At 68.6% G+C, this 16351-nt stretch carries 14 protein-coding genes; 12 read left to right on the top strand and 2 right to left on the bottom strand.

Annotation, left to right across the window (positions count from 1 at the left end; all coding sequences use genetic code 11):
- Nucleotides 1–7 precede the first annotated feature (7 nt).
- The 11 genes from ACH4SI_RS16465 (at nucleotide 8) to ACH4SI_RS16415 (ending at nucleotide 14707) form a co-directional block, all read left to right on the top strand.
- Nucleotides 8–1267, top strand: coding sequence for a cytochrome P450 (locus tag ACH4SI_RS16465; RefSeq protein WP_398296402.1), 1260 nt, complete (start codon nucleotides 8–10; stop codon nucleotides 1265–1267).
- A 715-nt stretch (nucleotides 1268–1982) separates the two neighbouring features.
- Nucleotides 1983–5060 (top strand): lantibiotic dehydratase, encoded by a 3078-nt coding sequence (locus ACH4SI_RS16460; protein ID WP_398296401.1) that lies wholly within the window; start codon nucleotides 1983–1985, stop codon nucleotides 5058–5060.
- Nucleotides 5061–5125: 65 nt separating this feature from the next.
- Nucleotides 5126–5620, top strand: a complete 495-nt coding sequence (locus tag ACH4SI_RS16455; protein WP_398296400.1) for a hypothetical protein — start codon at nucleotides 5126–5128, stop codon at nucleotides 5618–5620.
- 128 nt (nucleotides 5621–5748) lie between these two features.
- Nucleotides 5749–6657 (top strand): endonuclease/exonuclease/phosphatase family protein, encoded by a 909-nt coding sequence (locus ACH4SI_RS16450; RefSeq protein ID WP_398296399.1) that lies wholly within the window; start codon nucleotides 5749–5751, stop codon nucleotides 6655–6657.
- 407 nt (nucleotides 6658–7064) lie between these two features.
- On the top strand, nucleotides 7065–9065 hold the full coding sequence (locus tag ACH4SI_RS16445) for an ATP-binding cassette domain-containing protein (protein WP_398296566.1): 2001 nt from the start codon (nucleotides 7065–7067) through the stop codon (nucleotides 9063–9065).
- Nucleotides 9062–10444 (top strand): MFS transporter, encoded by a 1383-nt coding sequence (locus ACH4SI_RS16440; RefSeq protein WP_398296398.1) that lies wholly within the window; start codon nucleotides 9062–9064, stop codon nucleotides 10442–10444. Before ACH4SI_RS16445 ends, ACH4SI_RS16440 begins: the two co-directional genes overlap by 4 nt.
- A 158-nt stretch (nucleotides 10445–10602) precedes the next feature.
- Nucleotides 10603–12081 carry an NUDIX domain-containing protein gene (locus tag ACH4SI_RS16435; protein ID WP_398296397.1) on the top strand — a complete coding sequence of 493 codons (1479 nt, stop codon included), beginning with the start codon at nucleotides 10603–10605 and terminating at the stop codon, nucleotides 12079–12081.
- Nucleotides 12078–13364 (top strand): protein-L-isoaspartate O-methyltransferase, encoded by a 1287-nt coding sequence (locus ACH4SI_RS16430; RefSeq protein WP_398296396.1) that lies wholly within the window; start codon nucleotides 12078–12080, stop codon nucleotides 13362–13364. The genes ACH4SI_RS16435 and ACH4SI_RS16430 overlap by 4 nt, the downstream gene beginning before the upstream one ends.
- The gene (locus ACH4SI_RS16425) at nucleotides 13361–13570 is read left to right on the top strand and encodes a hypothetical protein (RefSeq protein WP_398296395.1); all 210 of its coding nucleotides are present in this window, start codon (nucleotides 13361–13363) and stop codon (nucleotides 13568–13570) included. The genes ACH4SI_RS16430 and ACH4SI_RS16425 overlap by 4 nt, the downstream gene beginning before the upstream one ends.
- 108 nt (nucleotides 13571–13678) lie before the next feature.
- Entirely contained in the window at nucleotides 13679–14437 is a 759-nt protein-coding gene (locus tag ACH4SI_RS16420) for a hypothetical protein (RefSeq protein WP_398296394.1), read from the top strand.
- A 96-nt stretch (nucleotides 14438–14533) separates the two neighbouring features.
- Nucleotides 14534–14707, top strand: a complete 174-nt coding sequence (locus ACH4SI_RS16415) for a hypothetical protein (RefSeq protein WP_398296393.1) — start codon at nucleotides 14534–14536, stop codon at nucleotides 14705–14707.
- 144 nt (nucleotides 14708–14851) lie between these two features.
- Here the strand turns inward: ACH4SI_RS16415 and ACH4SI_RS16410 are convergent, their stop codons facing one another.
- Together ACH4SI_RS16410 and ACH4SI_RS16405 are read right to left on the bottom strand one after the other, a co-directional pair.
- The gene (locus ACH4SI_RS16410) at nucleotides 14852–14989 is read right to left on the bottom strand and encodes a hypothetical protein (RefSeq protein ID WP_398296391.1); all 138 of its coding nucleotides are present in this window, start codon (nucleotides 14987–14989) and stop codon (nucleotides 14852–14854) included.
- A 151-nt stretch (nucleotides 14990–15140) separates the two neighbouring features.
- On the bottom strand, nucleotides 15141–15296 hold the full coding sequence (locus ACH4SI_RS16405) for a hypothetical protein (RefSeq protein ID WP_398296390.1): 156 nt from the start codon (nucleotides 15294–15296) through the stop codon (nucleotides 15141–15143).
- 84 nt (nucleotides 15297–15380) lie between these two features.
- On the opposite strand from ACH4SI_RS16405, the gene ACH4SI_RS16400 reads away from it, so the two are divergent.
- Nucleotides 15381–16346 carry a hypothetical protein gene (locus tag ACH4SI_RS16400; protein ID WP_398296389.1) on the top strand — a complete coding sequence of 322 codons (966 nt, stop codon included), beginning with the start codon at nucleotides 15381–15383 and terminating at the stop codon, nucleotides 16344–16346.
- Nucleotides 16347–16351: the final 5 nt, after the last annotated feature.

Below are 16351 nucleotides of genomic sequence, written 5' to 3'. Positions count from 1 at the left end.
ATCTCCCGTGTCCCACACAGCCGGTGTCGCTCCCTCCTCCAGCGTCGATCTGTTCACCGATGCCGCCCTGCGCGACCCCTACCCCACCTACGAGGCCCTGCGCGCCGTCGGCCCCGCCATCCGCCTTCAGAGGTACGGGGTATGGGCAATCCCGCGCCACCGCGAGGTGAAGGAGATCTTGCACACCCCGAACATCTACCCCTCGGAGGGTGGCGTTGCCCTGACGGAACTGGCCAACAGCCAGATCCTCGCCGGCACCGTACTGGCCTCGGACGGAGACAAGCACACGCAGTTGCGCCGTGTGCTGTCCGCACAGCTCGCTCCCCGCGCCATACGGCACATCGTCGGCACCGTCACCACCCGCGCGCAACGACTGGTGAACGAGATCCTCGAAGCGGGCCAGTTCGACGCCGCGGTCCTGGCCCGGCGGATGGTCAGCGACACCGTCATGGAGCAAATGCGTCTTCCGGAGGAGGCGCGCGAGCCCCTGCTCACCGGAGCCGCCCCCACCTTCGACGCCTTCGGGCCCGACAACGCCCGCTTCCAGCGCGCCTTGCCCGTCGCCAGCCGGATGGTCGAGTTCCTCCACCAGACCGTCACCCGCGAGACCGTCGCCACCGAGTCCTGGATGGGAGCAATCTTCCAAGCGGTCGACGACGGCCACCTCGACGAGAGCGACGCGATCCCCCTCGCCTCCGCCTACACGGCCGCGAGCATGGACACCACGATCCTCGGCATCACCGAAGCCATCTCCCAGCTCGCCCGGCACCCCCGGCAGTGGGAACTGCTGCGCCGCGAGCCCACCAGGGCCACCGCGGCATTCCACGAGGCACTGCGGCTGGAGGCCCCGATCCAGGCATTCGGGCGGCTCGTCGCACGGCCCACCGACGTGGCCGGCGTGCGCATCGAACCCGGCGAGCAGATCTGGCTGCTCTACGGTTCGGCCGGCCGGGATCCGCGCGAGTGGGGGGCGGACGCCGACGCCTTCGACATCCGCCGACGCCGCGTCGACCGCCACCTCGCCTTTGGCGGCGGACCGCACCTGTGCGCCGGTATCCCCCTGGCCGAACTCCAGGCCCGCGCCGTCCTGCGCGCGCTCGCCACGCGCTGCACCCACCTCACCATCTCCGGAGAGCCGGTCCGCGTACTGAACAACCTATTGCGCGGATGGGGACAGGTGCCGATCGCTGCCGAACTCGGCCCTCGCGGGCCGAGCGTGTCCATGAACGCCGCTGCACACGCCTGCGAGCGGGGAACAGCCTCATGAGCAACGGCCCTGTCTCCCCTCGAAGCGCGCCTAAGGTCCTGCGTGCGCCGACCGTGGACCTCCACGACGCCCCCTGGCAGCGGGAGGTGGGCCCTGGCTGGGACGTGGTCCTGGTGCCCGAACAGGTAGCCCGCCGGGCCGTTCTGGCTCTCGATGCGCTATCTACTAACCCGGTGGGCGCCGTCTTCGCCATTCATGGCGTTTGGGGGTTCTTCCTGCCGCCGGAGTCCGATGTCCCGCCCTGGCCCGCGCGCGTCCAGTACCTCCGTTCCGGTTCCCAGGTGACCCTGCCGCCCTCGTGCCTGACACGGGATACGTCCGGTAGTGGGACTGGGTGGGTACGGAGCCGCAGTGACGGGCATCTGCTCACCCCGCCGCTGATGCTCCACCCGATCGTGGCGGCCCTCTGCTGCCCCCGGGGCGGCCGTCGTCCGATACAGGCCCTCGGCCGCCTCCGGCAGGAGATTCCGGTGAAGCCGCCTCCCCCCGCGGTTGGTCCTGCACGCGACGAGGCGCGAGCCGACGCAGAAGCCCTCCACTCCCTGGACCACGCGCTGGACGTGCAGGAAGTCGAGGTGCCCGGAACGGCAAATGCCTTCGGGATCTTCTTCGGCTCCCCTTGAACCCGCGAACAACCACCAGCAGCCCAGCCTGCCCGCTGAGAAGGAGAGAAATGGGCTCCGGCCGACCGCGATACAGCGCCCAACCCAACGTCATGCTGCGCGCTGTGCACCACACCGGGGTGCAGCTCCCAGCATGGCCGAACACTGCCGACGCCACGCCGACGGGCGTACGGGCCTGGTGCGCCTGGACGCGGGAGGTCTGGGGCATCCCGGAAGTGGCCGACGCGATCCGGCACGCGAGCCCGGCGCTGGGGCGCGATCTCGATCGCCTCGTCGCCAACGACACCTCGCCCTCCGCGGCGGCCGCCCGCCGGGTGCTCCTCCCGCTCATCGGCTACACCCTGCGCTTGTTGCACCGGCCCACGCCCTTCGGTCTGTTCGCCGGGGTGAACCAGGGCGCGTTCGGCGAACGGACCCACACGCGCTGGGGCACCGGTCACCGAGCGGTCGTGCGGGCCGAAGGCGCATGGCTGGCCGACCTCATCCAGCAGATGGAAGAGATGGCAGACGTCCGGCAGCGGCTGCGGGTGGTGGCCAACAACGTCTTACAGATCCGCGGCGAACGCCTGGTCCTGCCCTGGCAACCCCGCCGCCCGGATGCCGTCGGCACCGCTGTACACGAGGTCTCCCTGCGCCGTACGGCCGCGGTGCGTGCCGCCATCCAGCTCACGGCCACACCCGTGCCGTACCAGGACGTGGTCCGCAAGCTCACCGCCGAGCTTCCCGACCTCGACACCGCCACTACCCGGGCCCTGCTGGACCTGCTGATCGCCCGCCGCATGCTGCTCACCAGCCTCCAGCCGCCGGCCACCGAACCCGATGCGCTCGGCCACGTCGTCGCCGAACTGCACCGCTCGGGCGCGGACCGCACCGAACACGTCCGGGAGCTGGCCGACGGCCTGCGGCAGATCCACGAGCTGATGGACACGCACAACCAGCTCCCCCTGTCCGCCGGCGGTGAGCACCGCTCGGCACTGACCGCGCGCATGCGGCAGCACGGCGGGCACGATTCCCCGCTGGTCATCGATATTCGCCTGGACGCCGAGGTGACGCTGCCCCGCACGGTCGCGTGGGAGGCCGAGGCGGCCGCCGGTCTCCTGGCTCGTATCACCCCGGAGCCGTTCGGCGCCCAGGCGTGGATCCGCTACCGCCGCGCGTTCCGTGAGCGATACGGCGACGACGTGCTCGTCCCTCTGCTCGGCCTCCTCGAAGAGCTGGGGCTGCCTGAAGATTTCCTCGGAACGCCGCGCGCACCGTGGCCTGCGACCGCGCGCCGGGACGCTGCCCTCCTGGCGCGTGCGCAGCAGGCCATCATGGACGGGAGGGAGGTCGAGCTGGACGACCAGCTCATCGAGCAGCTCACCCTCACCCAGCCCGCCCCGAGGGATGTGCCCGCGCACCTGGAGCTGAGCGCCGAAGTCCACGCCCCGACCGGAACGGCGATGAACGAGGGGCACTTCCGTCTGGCCCTGCGGCGCGTCAGCCGCGGGTGGGGTCACCTCACCGGAGGCCGTTTCGCCGCGCTGCTCGCGGCTGACGACACGCCGAGCGGCCTGTTGGACACACTGGCCAGGCGGCCGACCACCGTGGAAGGCGCCCTTGCGGTGCAGCTTTCCTTCCCCGCCCTGCGGCACAGTGCCACGCACATCACCCGTACCCCGCGCCTTGCTCCGCTGATCTCCATCGCTGAGCACCGCGAGCCCGATGCTGACACCATCGCGCTCTCCGACCTCGCCGTGCTGTGCCACGACGGCCGCCTCCACCTGGTCTCCCGCTCCCGCAGGCAGGTCCTGGAAGCCGCGAGCTCGCATCCACTCCAGATCGAATTCCAGACTCCGACCATCGCCCGGTTCCTCGACGAACTGCAACGCGGGCAAAGCAGCCGGATGGTCACCCCCTACGGCGGTCTGGAGCCCTGGGACTGGGGAGCGGCGCGGCATCTGCCCGCACGGCCGCGCGTACGGTACGGGCGAAGCATCCTCGCCCAGGCTTCCTGGCGTCTTGCCCACGCCGACCTGCCCGGATCGGAGGCGTCCACCGCGCAGTGGGAAGAGGCGTTCACCGCATGGCGCGAGCGCTGGCGGGTGCCCGACACCGTGTATCTGGAGCACTTCGACAGCCGACTCCGGCTCAGCCTCGACCAGCCGGCGCATCTGGCCGTGCTGCGTGCGCAGACCCTGCGCCCCGGCAACCTGCCTTACCTGGAACTCATCGAGGCCGAGCCGGACAGCGCATTCGGATGGTGCCACGGACGGCCCACCGAGATCGTCACCCTCCTTGCCTCCGCCGCCCCGGCGCGGCCTGCCCCCAACCTTCGCGCCGCACCTGTCTTCCATCGCGGCGGCAGCCACGTGCCCGGCGCGTCGCGCTACCTTGCCGCGCGGCTGTACGGCTCCTCCCAGGCCCGTCCCGCCCTGTTGTCCGACCACCTGCCCGTCCTGGCCAACGACCTCGGCCAGCCCCAGTGGTGGATCACTTTGCCGCCTGACGAGGAAGCCGGGCAGTACACGGCACTGACCATCCGGCTGCCACACACCGCAGATGCCGCCGACGCACTGGGGCACCTTGGCCGCTGGGCCGACCACCTGCTGGACACCGGAGTCCTGGGCGATATCGAAATCGTTCCCCACCGACCGCACCTCGGCCGCTGGGGAACGGGAGAACTCCAAAGGGCCGCCGAAGATGTGCTGGCTGCTGACTGCCGGGCCCTTGCCCACCAGATCGCCCACGTCCGCGGCATCCACCCTCATGTACTGACGGCCGCGAACCTCATCGCCATCGCAGCCGCCTTCCACCACAGCGCAGCGGCCGGACTGGAATGGCTCACAGCCCAGCCGAAAACACCCGCAGCCCCGCCACTGCCCCGCGACCTGCTCCACCGAGCGCGCGCCTTCGCCGTCCCGGCCGCAGCCTGGCCCGCACTGCGCAAAGTGCCCGGCGGCCAAGCCCTCCTCGAACCCCACTGGGAGCACAGGCATGCCGCTCTCGCCGAATACCGCACCCTGCTCAACAACACCGCGCAGGGCGGCTCCGGCGCTGTGCTGGATGCCCTGCTCCACCACCACCTCTCCCTCGCCGACACGGAACCGGGCCCCAGAAGCACACCGTGGCGCCTCGCCCGAGCCGTAGCGCTGGCCGCCACACAGGACGCCCGGCCGACGCAGAACTGACCGCCCCGCTCTCCGAGACCCCGAGCGCCGGACGGCGCCCGCAACCCGAAATGGATTCGCCGCATATGCCCAGCCACATCGAGGATCTCGCCCGCGTCGACGGCCTCCAGACCGTCGCCCTGAAGGGCCCCGATGGAACGGCGGAACTCGGAACCGCACGGCCGATGACCAGCACGGAACGCCTCCGTTCGCTGCGTCTGGCGATCTACGCCGACGTCATGCGTGGCATCCCTCCGGGCCCGGTGCGGGTGGCTCAGTACGCCCTCGTGCGACCCGGCCAGGATCCCGCGGACCGTCTGGCCCGGACCCAGGCCCTCGTCACCCGCGAGACCTGGAACGTGGCCATGACGACCTTTGATGACACGGGCATGACCGACCCGGCCACGCGCCCGCAGCTGGCTCGTCTCTATGCCGCAATCCGCCACGGGGAGCTGCACGGCATCGTCGCCACTTCCCGCACCGACTTCTCGACCTTCCACGACATCTACGAAGACGCCCTGACCGACATACGCGTCCGCGGCGGCTTCCTCGCCCTCGTCTGCGACGAGACAACCCTGTGACCGGACCGTCTGGAGCTCTCATGAGCACCGCGTCCCGAGAACCGGCTCAAGGAGCAGGCAGCGGTCCGGCGACCGACCACTTTCCCCTCTAGGCACGCGATCATCACGAGCGAAGGGACCCACCGCGCATGACGAGCCCTCTGACATTCGTCTCATGGAACTTTGAGAACAACGGCAAGAACGACCCGGACCGGCGCCGGAAGGGCGACGAGAAGGTGAAGTCCCTCAAGCCGGACATCGTCTTCCGCCAGGAGATGTGGGACGCCGCTGACCACGGTGACCAGATCTTCTCGGAGGCGAAGCAGACGCTGGAGATGCAGGGCAAGCTCGGTAAAGACTCCTGCACCGCCATCTTCTTCAACCCCGACAAGTTCGTCATCGTCCGGGACTGGGAGAAGAGCCGGGGCCCGGTATGGGTCCTGCCGCCCACCGCGCTGACCATGCGCTACCTGCCCGCCGGCCCCGATGCGCTGCCGCTGGTCATGGTCTCCTACCACCTCAACTACGGCAGCCCGACCCAGCGGGCCATCGAGGCCGAATGGCTCACCACCTGGGCCGACAAGGGCTGGCAGGCGGCGAACGAGCAACAGGTCACGCTCCCGGCGCTCATGGCCGGGGACAACAACTCCTACCCGGCTCCTGGACCGGGTGATCTGGCCCTGCCGGTACTCGAAAAGATCAAAAACCGCCCACACCGGCTGCACCGCTCCGTCCGCGGCTCGGACGGTACCCGCCGCATGGACGTCGAACCGGACGACGTCCTGCGTACCGCCGGCTTGGAGGACATCGCCCGCCACTGGGCCGACCAGGGGCATGAGACGGCCGTCGCCCGCACGGTCAACGCATCCCCCACCCATGGCCCCGACAGCCGGGTCGACCGCGTGTACGCCACCCCCGAGCTACTGCCCGCGCTGACCGGCGTCGAGGTGATCGAGGTTGAGGACCTCTCCGACCACCACATCGTGCGCTTCACCCTGGATCCCGATGGGTTGATCGACATCCTCCAGACGGCCGCCGCTCCGGCGCGGGCGTCCTGACCCGGCCTTCGCCGCGGCCGCCAGTCGGTCGCGGCCCCTCTCGAAGGAGCCTCATGCGACCGGGTGATCCACCCACTCGAACAGCGACGCGGGCCTTCGCCAGCCCACGACGACGTCGAGCCGACCTCTTTCGGAACATTTGTTCATCAACTAACCGTAACGATGGCCTCTCCGCCACCGTTCTTAGAGCACCAGTACCCCTCATGCGCCCAGATGGAGGACACGGTGACCCCCAGCCCTGATTCAGCGTCCACTCTCGCCGCAATCGAACACCCCGGCTGCGGCAGTCCGGCTTCCCTCTCACCGTGGAGCCACGTTGACGTCGACGCACGGCCACCGGGAGCGCGACCAGAGGGTGCGCCCGGGGTACTCGCCCGGAAGTTCGGACGGGGGCGGCGCGCGTGAAGATGCGAAAGAAACCGAGCCGGTCGGCGAGCGGCATTTCCGGTGCGGAGCAGGAGCTGTACGGGGGCCGGCTGCGCTACGACCACTCTTTCGTGCGCCACGAGGGAGCCCTCACACGTATGGGGTTCGGGCAGATGGCCGCGGCCCTGCCGCGCATGGCCGCAATGGTGCTGCGCACCGGCTGGGAGGCGGACCGGCGCGCACTGGCCGGTGTTGTGGCGGCGCAGATCGGGCAGGGTGTGACGTCTGCCTGGGGCCTGGTGGCGGTCAACGGCATTCTGACCGAGCTGTTCGCCAACGGTCCGACCTCGGACAAGTTACGTGAGGCGCTCCCGTCGCTGGTCGTGTTGGCGGTGGTCTCGGTAGGAACTGCACTGCTGGCGGCGTGGTCGACGGCGATGTCCGGCCGGCTGGAGCCGCAGGTGGAACGGGCCATTTCCGCCCGGTACTACCGGGCCATCACCCGGGTTGAGGTGGAGGCGACCGAGCGGCCGGAGATTCAACGCGTCCTAGAGGCAGGGAAATTCGGAACTGACTCCGCCCGGAACATGCTCAGGCTGTCGGTGGGCGTGGGAAACGTGCTGATCGGCATGGTGGCCGCAGCCGTCGTCCTGGCTTCCCTCCATTGGGCGCTCCTGCCGATGCTGCTGGCAATCGCGCTGCCCAAAGGATGGGGTGCGGTGCGCTCGGCGCGCCGCGAGTACACCTCGCGGCTGAATTGGGTCGATCACCGGCGCGCTGTCTCGTCGATGCTGGCGTACCTGACCAGGCCCCATGCCGCGGGTGAGATCCGTGCGCACGCGGCGGGTGTGAAGTTGTTGGGCGGCTACGAGGAGATGTCCCGGCAGATGGAAGCCGAGCAGCGGCGTCTGGCGCGGGCGCAGGCGCACACCGACTTGGTCGCCGGAGGGTTCTCCGGTCTGGCGTCCCTGGGCTGCTATCTGTTGCTGTGGTGGTTGCTCGGCAGCGGTGGGCTGCCGCTGGCAGTCGGCGGCACCGCTGTGGTGGCCATCCGTACCTCCACCGCACGGTTCACCTCCCTGGTTCAGCAGGTCAACCGCCTGTATGAGGAGATGCTGTTCCTCACCGACACCAAGAACGCCACCGAACTGGCTGCCGAGCACGCCATCCCGCCCACGGGCGCGCCCCTGCCGTCCCCGGTGCAGGCCATCCACGTCGAGAACGTGTCCTTCACCTACCCCGGGGCCGACTCGCCCTCGTTAAAGGGGGTGAGCTTATCGGTGCGGCGGGGTGAGGTGACCGCTCTGGTCGGCGCGAACGGCTCGGGTAAGACCACGCTGACCAAGATCCTCGCCGGTCTGCTGCTGCCCACCAGTGGGAGGGTGTGGTGGGAAGGAGTGTCCGGCGAACGGGTCGAGATCCGCGAAGCCGACCGAGCGCAGGTGTTCGCTGCCGTAGGGCTGCTCGCGCAGGATTTTCCGCGCTGGGAGATGACGGCCGCCACGAACGTGGCCATCGGTGTCGGTGACCGCCCCCGGGACATGAACCGGGTGAAGGAGGCAGCGCACGCAGCCGACGTGAAGCCGCTGATCGAGGGCCTGCCGCACGGATGGAAGTCGATCGTCTTCAAGGGCTACGAACGCGGCGTCCAACTTTCCGGTGGCCAGTGGCAGAAGCTCGGCAACGCAAGGAGCCGCTACCGGGGCGCTCCCTTCTTCCTCGTCGACGAGCCCACCTCAGCCCTCGACCCGCACGCTGAGATCGAAGCGTTCGAGAGGCTATGGAACCTGGCCGAGAGCCACCACGCCGTCGTGCTCGTCACCCATCGGCTCGCCGCCACTGCGAATGCCGACAACATCTATGTCCTCGACCAGGGGCGCATCGTCGAAGAGGGCATCCACGACCGCCTCATGGCCCGGGGAGACGGCCTGTACCGGGCGATGTTCCAAGCCCAGGCTGCCCAGTACGGCCTCGCCCTGCCAGCGGGCGAGACGCTCCCCGCACCGCGGGACGGCACGGACCGGCAGGAGGACGCCCTGTGACCCGCCAGGTGCCTGCGGCGGCACCGCGCTTCACAGGTCCTGAGTCCGCCGGGGCCTCGTTGTGGCGGCATCGCGACTTCCGCCGGTATCTAGCTGGCCAGACCGCTAGCGTGGCCGGCAGCTCGATCAGCTCGATGGCGATCCCGGTGCTGGCCGTACTGGAGCTGGACGCCAGTACCGCGCAAGTGGCCTGGCTGATGTTCCTGGGCCAGCTGCCGCCCGCGCTACTCGCCCTGCACGCCGGTGCGCTCGCCGATCGTCATGCCAAACGACGCCAGATGATCATCGGCGACCTGGTTTGTGCCGCGGCGTTGGCGACGGTCCCGGCGGCGTCCGCCATGGACGTGTTGACGCTGTCCCAGCTCATGGCCGTCGTCGCGGTACAGGGCGCGGCGGGGGTGCTGCACGATGCCGCGGCGATCAGCCTGCTGCCGAGTCTGGTCGACCGTTCACGGATCCAGCGCAGCAACAGCCGCATCGGGGCGTTGTACGCCGTGGCCGCGACCGGGGGCAGCAACCTCGGCGCCGCCCTGACCGCCCTGCTGGGCCCTGCCCGGGCCCTGCTCGGCGATGTCGGCTCCTTCCTGATCAGCGCCTGGTGCACCGCCCGTATCCGAGCCCGCGAGCCCGGCCGGGTACGTACCGACGGCCGTCGGCTGCGGGCGGACATCGGCGAGGGCCTGCGGTACGTGCACGCCGACCACCGGTTGAGCGTACTCACCTGGGTCAACGCGACGATGTCGTTCGCCTTGGCGGTGCTCAACACCCTCTGGGCGCTGTACCTGTTACGTGTCCTGGAGATGAGCGCGACGGTCTTCGGCGTGGTCCTGGGGCTCGGTGCCCTGGGCGCGGCCGCTGGCGCGCTGTTCGCCCCGGCCCTCGCGCGCCGGTTCGGGCCCGGCCCGATGATGCTCGCGGCGCTCGCGATGACGCCGCTCACCCAGATTCCGCTGCTGCTCGCCTCCCCCGGCCTCGGCTGGGAGATCACGATCGGCGCCGCGCTGTTCCTCCAACTGGGCTGTGCCGGGGCCGCGGGCACCACACAGCGCTCGATTCGCCAGATCATCACCGTGGAGGGCATGCAGGCACGGATGCAGGCCGTGAGCACCTGGCTGACCTCCGGCGCCCGACCGGTGGCCGCGCTTCTCGCCGGAGCGCTCGGCACATGGGTCGGAATGTGGCCCACCCTAATCGGCGGCACCTTCCTCCTCATGGTGCCCGTCGCGGTGCTCGCCTGCTCCCCACTACGCGGACTGCGGCAGATGCCCGACCCGCCCCCGAGCCCTGCCGGGCCAACAGAGCCGTCCCCACCGAGCCTCGGCCCGGCACGTACCGGGGACTCCTGCCCGGACCCCTCTCTGGATGGAGGCGCCGCGTGAATGCTGCTGTCCTACCAGGTCACCTCCGAGTCGGACGGCGAGCAGCCCAGGACACGTGCATGAGCCGCTCCAATGCCACTTGCCCCTCCGAGACGGCCCCGTTTACGGCCACGCGCCCCTTCGACCGACCCACGCCCACAAACTCCCGAGGTGATGACGTGCCGCTCACCCGCGACCATATCCGTGCAGCCGCCGAGGCGTATCTGGCCCGGCATCCGCGTGAGCGGGAGGTACTGGCCGGGCTGCTGGCCGTACTCGACGGTCCCGGCGATCCGTCCAGCCGGTCAACGCTGCCCGGCCACGTCACCTGCAGCGCGGTCGTCATCGACCGTGATCGACGCGTGCTGCACATCGGCCACAAGGCATCGGGGAAGCTCCTCACGCACGGTGGCCACATCGAGGAGGGCGACCGGACCCTCCTGGCTGCTGCTCTGCGAGAGGTGTCGGAGGAAGCCGGAATCCGCAGCGGACACCTTTGCCTAACCCCGCAGTTCCTCGGCGCGCCGATCGATATCGACGTCCATGACAACGACGCCAGTCCGGCCAAGGGCGAGCCGCGCCACCAGCATTTCGACTTCCGCTTCGCGTTCTACCTGACATCCGAGCAGCCCCCACCGCTGACGCTGCAGGATGAGGAGGTCCAAGGTGCCCAGTGGCTCTCGTTCGCCGACGTCCGCTCCCCCACGTTGCGCGCCAAGCTCGTGGAATCCGGGCTCGACGGGCGGCCGGAGCCCGTCAACGCGTCCGTCCTGATCCACGACGGGGCTGGCCGCTACCTGCTCCACCTGCGAGATCAGCGTGATGACATCTGGGAACCGGGAGTATTCGCCCTCCTTGGCGGAGGCCGCGAGATGGGCGACCGCTGCTTGGAGGCGACCTTGCGGCGGGAGCTTGCCGAGGAAGCCCCCGGCTTGGAGCCCGTGGGCCTGGAGCCGTACGCCGTGGAGGAGGCAACCAGCGTCGACGGCCTCGCAGTGCCCATCCAGGTCTACGCGGGCCACTGGAGCGGCGACCCCGACACCGTGCCCCTGCAAGAAGGCTTGCTGCTGCGATGGTTCACCCCCGACACGCTGGACCGGCTGCCGCTGAGCCCCGGCCTCGGTGACCTGATCCGCCGGCACGCGGCCCAGCACCCGGCGGCCGACAGCCCGCTGGACGGCGTCCGTCCGCTGCGCCACGAGGCACCGGAAGGGACCGAGCTCCACATCGTTGGTGTCCACCTCCACCTCCAGGACGAGCACGGCCGCATCCTCCTTGGCCTGCGCCACCCCGACTCGGCATACGCGGGGAACACGTGGCATTTCCTGGCCGGGCATTGCGAGCGGGAAGCCGCGATCAGCTGCCTGGTGCGGGAGGCGAAGGAAGAGGCCGGGCTGATCATCGAGCCCGACGACGTCGAGCTGGTGCACCTGGTCCACCTCATCGACTCGCCGGTCGCGCGGCCGCGGATCGGGCTCGTCTTCCGGGCCCGATCGTGGTCCGGCATCCCGGAGATCCTGGAGCCCGACCGGTGCGTGGAGTGGCGGTGGTGGAGACCGCAGGATCTCCCGGCCGAGGTCGTGCCGTACACCCGCCTGGCGATCGACGGGATCCTCGCAGGGCGCCTGTACTCGGAAATGGGCTGGGGCCAGCGATGAGCACCCTGGACACGGGCCCGGCGCCGACTGACCGGGCGACAGGGCGACCGGGCGATGGCAGCGTGCCGCCGCGCGCGGCGGTGGATCCGGCTGCCGCGCGGGCGGCGATGGTCGCTCGGCTGGAGGCGACGGGTGCGCTGGGGCCTGGTCTTGTCCGCAACGCTCTGCTGGTGCTGGCCCGTGAGGTGCTGATGCCGCAGGCGTACGTGCGGCGCAGTGTCCCGGGCGAGAAGCCGCCGCGGTGGGAGCTGCTGGACTGGGCGGCGCCGCAGGACCGCCCCGAGCTGCTCGGGCTGCTGTACGGCGGGGACAGTGTGCTCGTCCAGCACGACGGGGAGCCGCTCCTCGGCCGGGCGCGCGGAACGCGGTCGGGTGCGTCGATCACGTCGATGTCGACGGTGATGGGCCTGACCGCTGCGCTGCTGGAGGAGCTGGATCTGCGCCCCGGTCAGCGGGTGCTAGACGTCGGCACGGGCGCGGGAGTGACGGCCGCAGTGGCTTGCCAGGTCTGCGGCGACCAGGCGGTGGTCACTCTCGATCGGGACCGGCACCTCACCGAGGCGGCCGCGGTACGGCTGGGCGACCTCGGCTTCCGGCCGGAGGTGGTGTGCGGATCGGGTGATCAGGGGTGCCCTGTCCGGGTGTTTGAACGGATCTTCGTGTCCTACACGGTGGAGCGTGTGCCGGTAGCCCTCGTTGAGCAGCTTGCCCCCCGGGGCAAGCTGCTCGCCCACGTGACGACCGCGTCCCCGTCGTGGCCTGCCCTCGCCGTCGTCGAGCGCACCGCCGACGGGCAGCTCCGGGCGGAGCTGAGGGCCGTGGAGTTCGCCCACCGGGCCGGGCACGGCATGGAGCGGATCTTCCTTTCCGAGGATTTCCGGCAGCGCATCGCCACCGAGCCGGGAACGTGGACGCAGCAGAGCATGCTGGCCCCGCCCGCGGACATCGATCGCGGCCTGTGGCTGGCGGCCGACCATCTCCTGGGCGGCGGCCTGGTCCGGGACTTCAGTGCCGAGCACCTGGTCATCGGCGCGCCCGGCTGCGGGTCGTGGCTGCGTGTGGAACCCGCGGGCCAACGGCGCTGGAGCGTCACCGCCCACGGGCCGCGTGACATCTGGAAGGAGATCCAGGACCTCGCCGTCCTGTGGCGGATGGCCGGTTCTCCGGACCGCTACCGGCTCTCCTTCGATCCGGACGGCGGGCAGCGGGCCGCCTCGGTGTGCGGCCGCCTGTCCTGGCACCTTCCCCTACCCCGCCCGTCCGATGAGGGAGCCGCCGCGTGACCTATTCCGACGTCCCCTTTCCGAGCCTCCCCCCGGAACAGGAGACCTTGTTCGCGGCCGTGAGCAGCGCCACGCGGCACACCGAGCCGCTGGATGTCCACCTGATCCTGCGCAGGGACACCGCCGACGGCCCCGAAGTGCTGCTGTCGCGGCGGGCCGGGCCGGTGTACGCCGCCGGGCTGTGGCACCTGCCGTCCGTTCACTAGGCAAGCCCGATGTCGTGTTCGAGGGTTGTCGAGTTTCGCACTCCAGAGAGTATCTGGCTCCTACATTGAGAGAGGTCGACCTTCATGGACACCTCAGGGGATGTCCTCATGCTGGGCGACGTCTTGCTCGGGTTGTGGTCCGCACGGGACCGGCTTCTGGACGCAGGACTGGCGACCAGCCGCAGCGATCCGATCGGGGGTCTGGCTGAATCCCTGACTGCTGCTGCCCTCTGGCCGAGCGTGTCTGTACAGGCGGCCTACGGCAGGGCACGAGCCGTGCGTACAGCGTTCGACGAATCCGGGGAGTTCGGGCCGGCGATAGGTGGGCGGGAGGCGCAATCACGTTCGTCCGGTGTCGACTTGGCCGTCCCCTGGCGATCAGTCATCCAACGTGTACCGGCACTGACGGCATTCGCGCGCCAGCGCCAGGGCGAGCGATGGGCGTGGGACATGACCGAGGGGACAGCGCCGCGTTTCGGATCAGAGAAGCCACCCACGGATCGATACGCAGGGCTGGCCCGGATACGCGTCAAGGCGCGCTTCGCGCCCTTTGCCCCGGATGAGGGTTCTTTGGAGGCGGTGGCGTACAAGGACGTGGACGGAGAGACGGTTCCCCTCAACGATCTGTACGTCCTTGTTCTGTTCGCGCGCGCGGACGAGGAGTTTCGCGATCTACGGGACGCGAACTTCGTGTGGACCGCTGCCGTCTTCACGAGCGACTGTCTGAAGTCCATGGCGCGGGAGACCAGCTCGGGCGCGCTCCGCTGGCGGGAGATTCACACCTGGTGGGGTGCCGGGCATCGCTTGCCCCGCGGCGCGTACGACGCTACTGGGCTGCTTCGTGCCGTCCCGATCCCGGGCTGGTGAGGATCTTGCCCTCGGCCTTCTTTACGTCCACGAACCGAGGGAAAACACACGTCAACGCGCTTACTGAATCGCGCACTCCAGGAGGTGTGCTGCCCGTTGGCGGAGTGGTTCGGCGAGTGGAAGATTGCCTCCGCGCTCGACGCCGTGCAGGAGTTCGGTGATCGCGACGAGTTCGGCGAAGTGGCCGGCCGGGGTGTCGAGTACGTCAGCGAACTCGGTGCGGACCCAGGCTGCGATGCTGGGCGTGAGGAGACCATGGCAGCGTCGTAGCCGGTGGGGGCCAGGCCCCAGCTCCCTCCCAGTCGAATTCGTGAGCCGGGGCGCGCAGACGTTGGCCCAGCGAAGGTCACCGTGGGCTGTGGTCCAGCCCGAGGCCCGGGTATCGATCGGAGTTCCGAGGAACTTAGGCATGGCTCAGTCGAAATACTGCTGTTTGATGGTGTAGCGGTCGGTGGGTATCTCGGTGATGGTGGCGAGTGCGGTGTGCAGTGCCGTCCACCAGGTAGAGGGCAGGTCAAGGCCGCCCAAACCGCGATCGCCGCCCTGTTCCACGACAAGGAAACCCTGCGGCAGCAACTCAACAAGGACGTCGCCGCTACCGTCACGCTAATTCGCCCCCGCGGTCCTCGGCAACGCCAATTGAGCCCTTCACCTCGCATGTCATACGGAACAGAAGGGAAGAGACGGCCAGGGCGGCAGATGCTCAGGCGGCGACGCCCAGCTCCTTGCGGGTGCGGTGGATGAACTCGCGCACGGCCGGCTCGCGTCGCCACAGGGCCAGGGCGGCGTTGAACTCACTGACGTAGTCCTTGGCCCGGCTCGACTGGACGCGGGTGAGGATGTCGCCGGGGTCACTCATTCGGTCCATCGGAAACCCTCGTTCACCGGCACCTATGAGCAGGTCAGATCGCGCAGTCTCGCTAGAGACTGCATCGTGTTCCCTATGAAGCAAACGACCGACACCAAAATCGATCGTATGGACCTAGCGTTCTCTCGGCGGCTACGCATCGCCACGGTCGCCCGAGCACTTCCGCACGCATTGCACCAGTGGGCATTTAGGCCGTTCCGGAAAACCGATATAGCACGACACATCCGCGATCAAGTAACGCTGACCGAATACAGAAACAGCCTCCGCCACGACATAACATCAAGCGTGCTTTTCTCTGGATATACAGACATTACGTCACGAAAAGTGTCCACCGAGTGTGGCCTATCAGTCGTCCTATTCAACGCACTGATACACAGCTTTGACGATGCACTGGATTCTGACCAATCGCGGACTGAGATGCCAAGGTTTCATGACATCCTAGAGATGCCGTCCGTTTCCGAAGTTTGGCGAGCGTTCGCTACGTCTCTTGCGGCAACAAGCCACAACAACCAGGTTCTAGAATACGTCGAATCCACATTCCGAGAAGATTTTGACCACTACTGCCACCTGATCAAGCGAGCAAAACACGTCGGCGACTTCGCAACCGTTCGCGATATCATACATTATGACTCAGGGACGGTCTTGCTAATGATATACCAGATCATACGGATATTTTGCGGCCACCCTTTCAGTCGTCAGTGCGCTGATCAATTCTACAGAATGGGTATTGCCGGAAAATATTGCGACGATATCGCCGACCTACGAGAGGACTTCGGAGCCAATAACCCGAACCTGTTCCTCGCGATCGCCCAAGAGAACACTGAGGAATTGAGCGTGCTTCAGGGGAGATTGGGACGGCGACAAGAGGCAGATTGCTCTTGGCTTTCAGGAAATTGCCCCAAGACCTATGAAGCCTACTTCACTTATGCCACCGAGCACTACAACCTTATTCACTCCGCGAAACTCAGATTGGCGGTTGATGCTCACCTATTGCTCATCCTGAGCCGTCACCGGTCTGTGAGAAATCGTCTACCGCACTAAACACT

Source organism: Streptomyces sp. NPDC021212, from assembly GCF_044332925.1.
Classification (GTDB): domain Bacteria; phylum Actinomycetota; class Actinomycetes; order Streptomycetales; family Streptomycetaceae; genus Streptomyces.
Note: the sequence above shows the minus strand (reverse complement) of the source record. Positions and strands in the feature narration are given on the sequence as shown.

Coding starts and splice junctions, on each gene's coding strand:
- ACH4SI_RS16460 (WP_398296401.1), top strand. CDS start 1,983: ATGCTGCGCGCTGTGCACCACACCGGGGTGCAGCTCCCAGCATGGCCG.
- ACH4SI_RS16455 (WP_398296400.1), top strand. CDS start 5,126: ATGCCCAGCCACATCGAGGATCTCGCCCGCGTCGACGGCCTCCAGACC.
- ACH4SI_RS16450 (WP_398296399.1), top strand. CDS start 5,749: ATGACGAGCCCTCTGACATTCGTCTCATGGAACTTTGAGAACAACGGC.
- ACH4SI_RS16445 (WP_398296566.1), top strand. CDS start 7,065: ATGCGAAAGAAACCGAGCCGGTCGGCGAGCGGCATTTCCGGTGCGGAG.
- ACH4SI_RS16430 (WP_398296396.1), top strand. CDS start 12,078: ATGAGCACCCTGGACACGGGCCCGGCGCCGACTGACCGGGCGACAGGG.
- ACH4SI_RS16420 (WP_398296394.1), top strand. CDS start 13,679: ATGCTGGGCGACGTCTTGCTCGGGTTGTGGTCCGCACGGGACCGGCTT.
- ACH4SI_RS16405 (WP_398296390.1), bottom strand. CDS start 15,296: ATGAGTGACCCCGGCGACATCCTCACCCGCGTCCAGTCGAGCCGGGCC.
- ACH4SI_RS16400 (WP_398296389.1), top strand. CDS start 15,381: ATGAAGCAAACGACCGACACCAAAATCGATCGTATGGACCTAGCGTTC.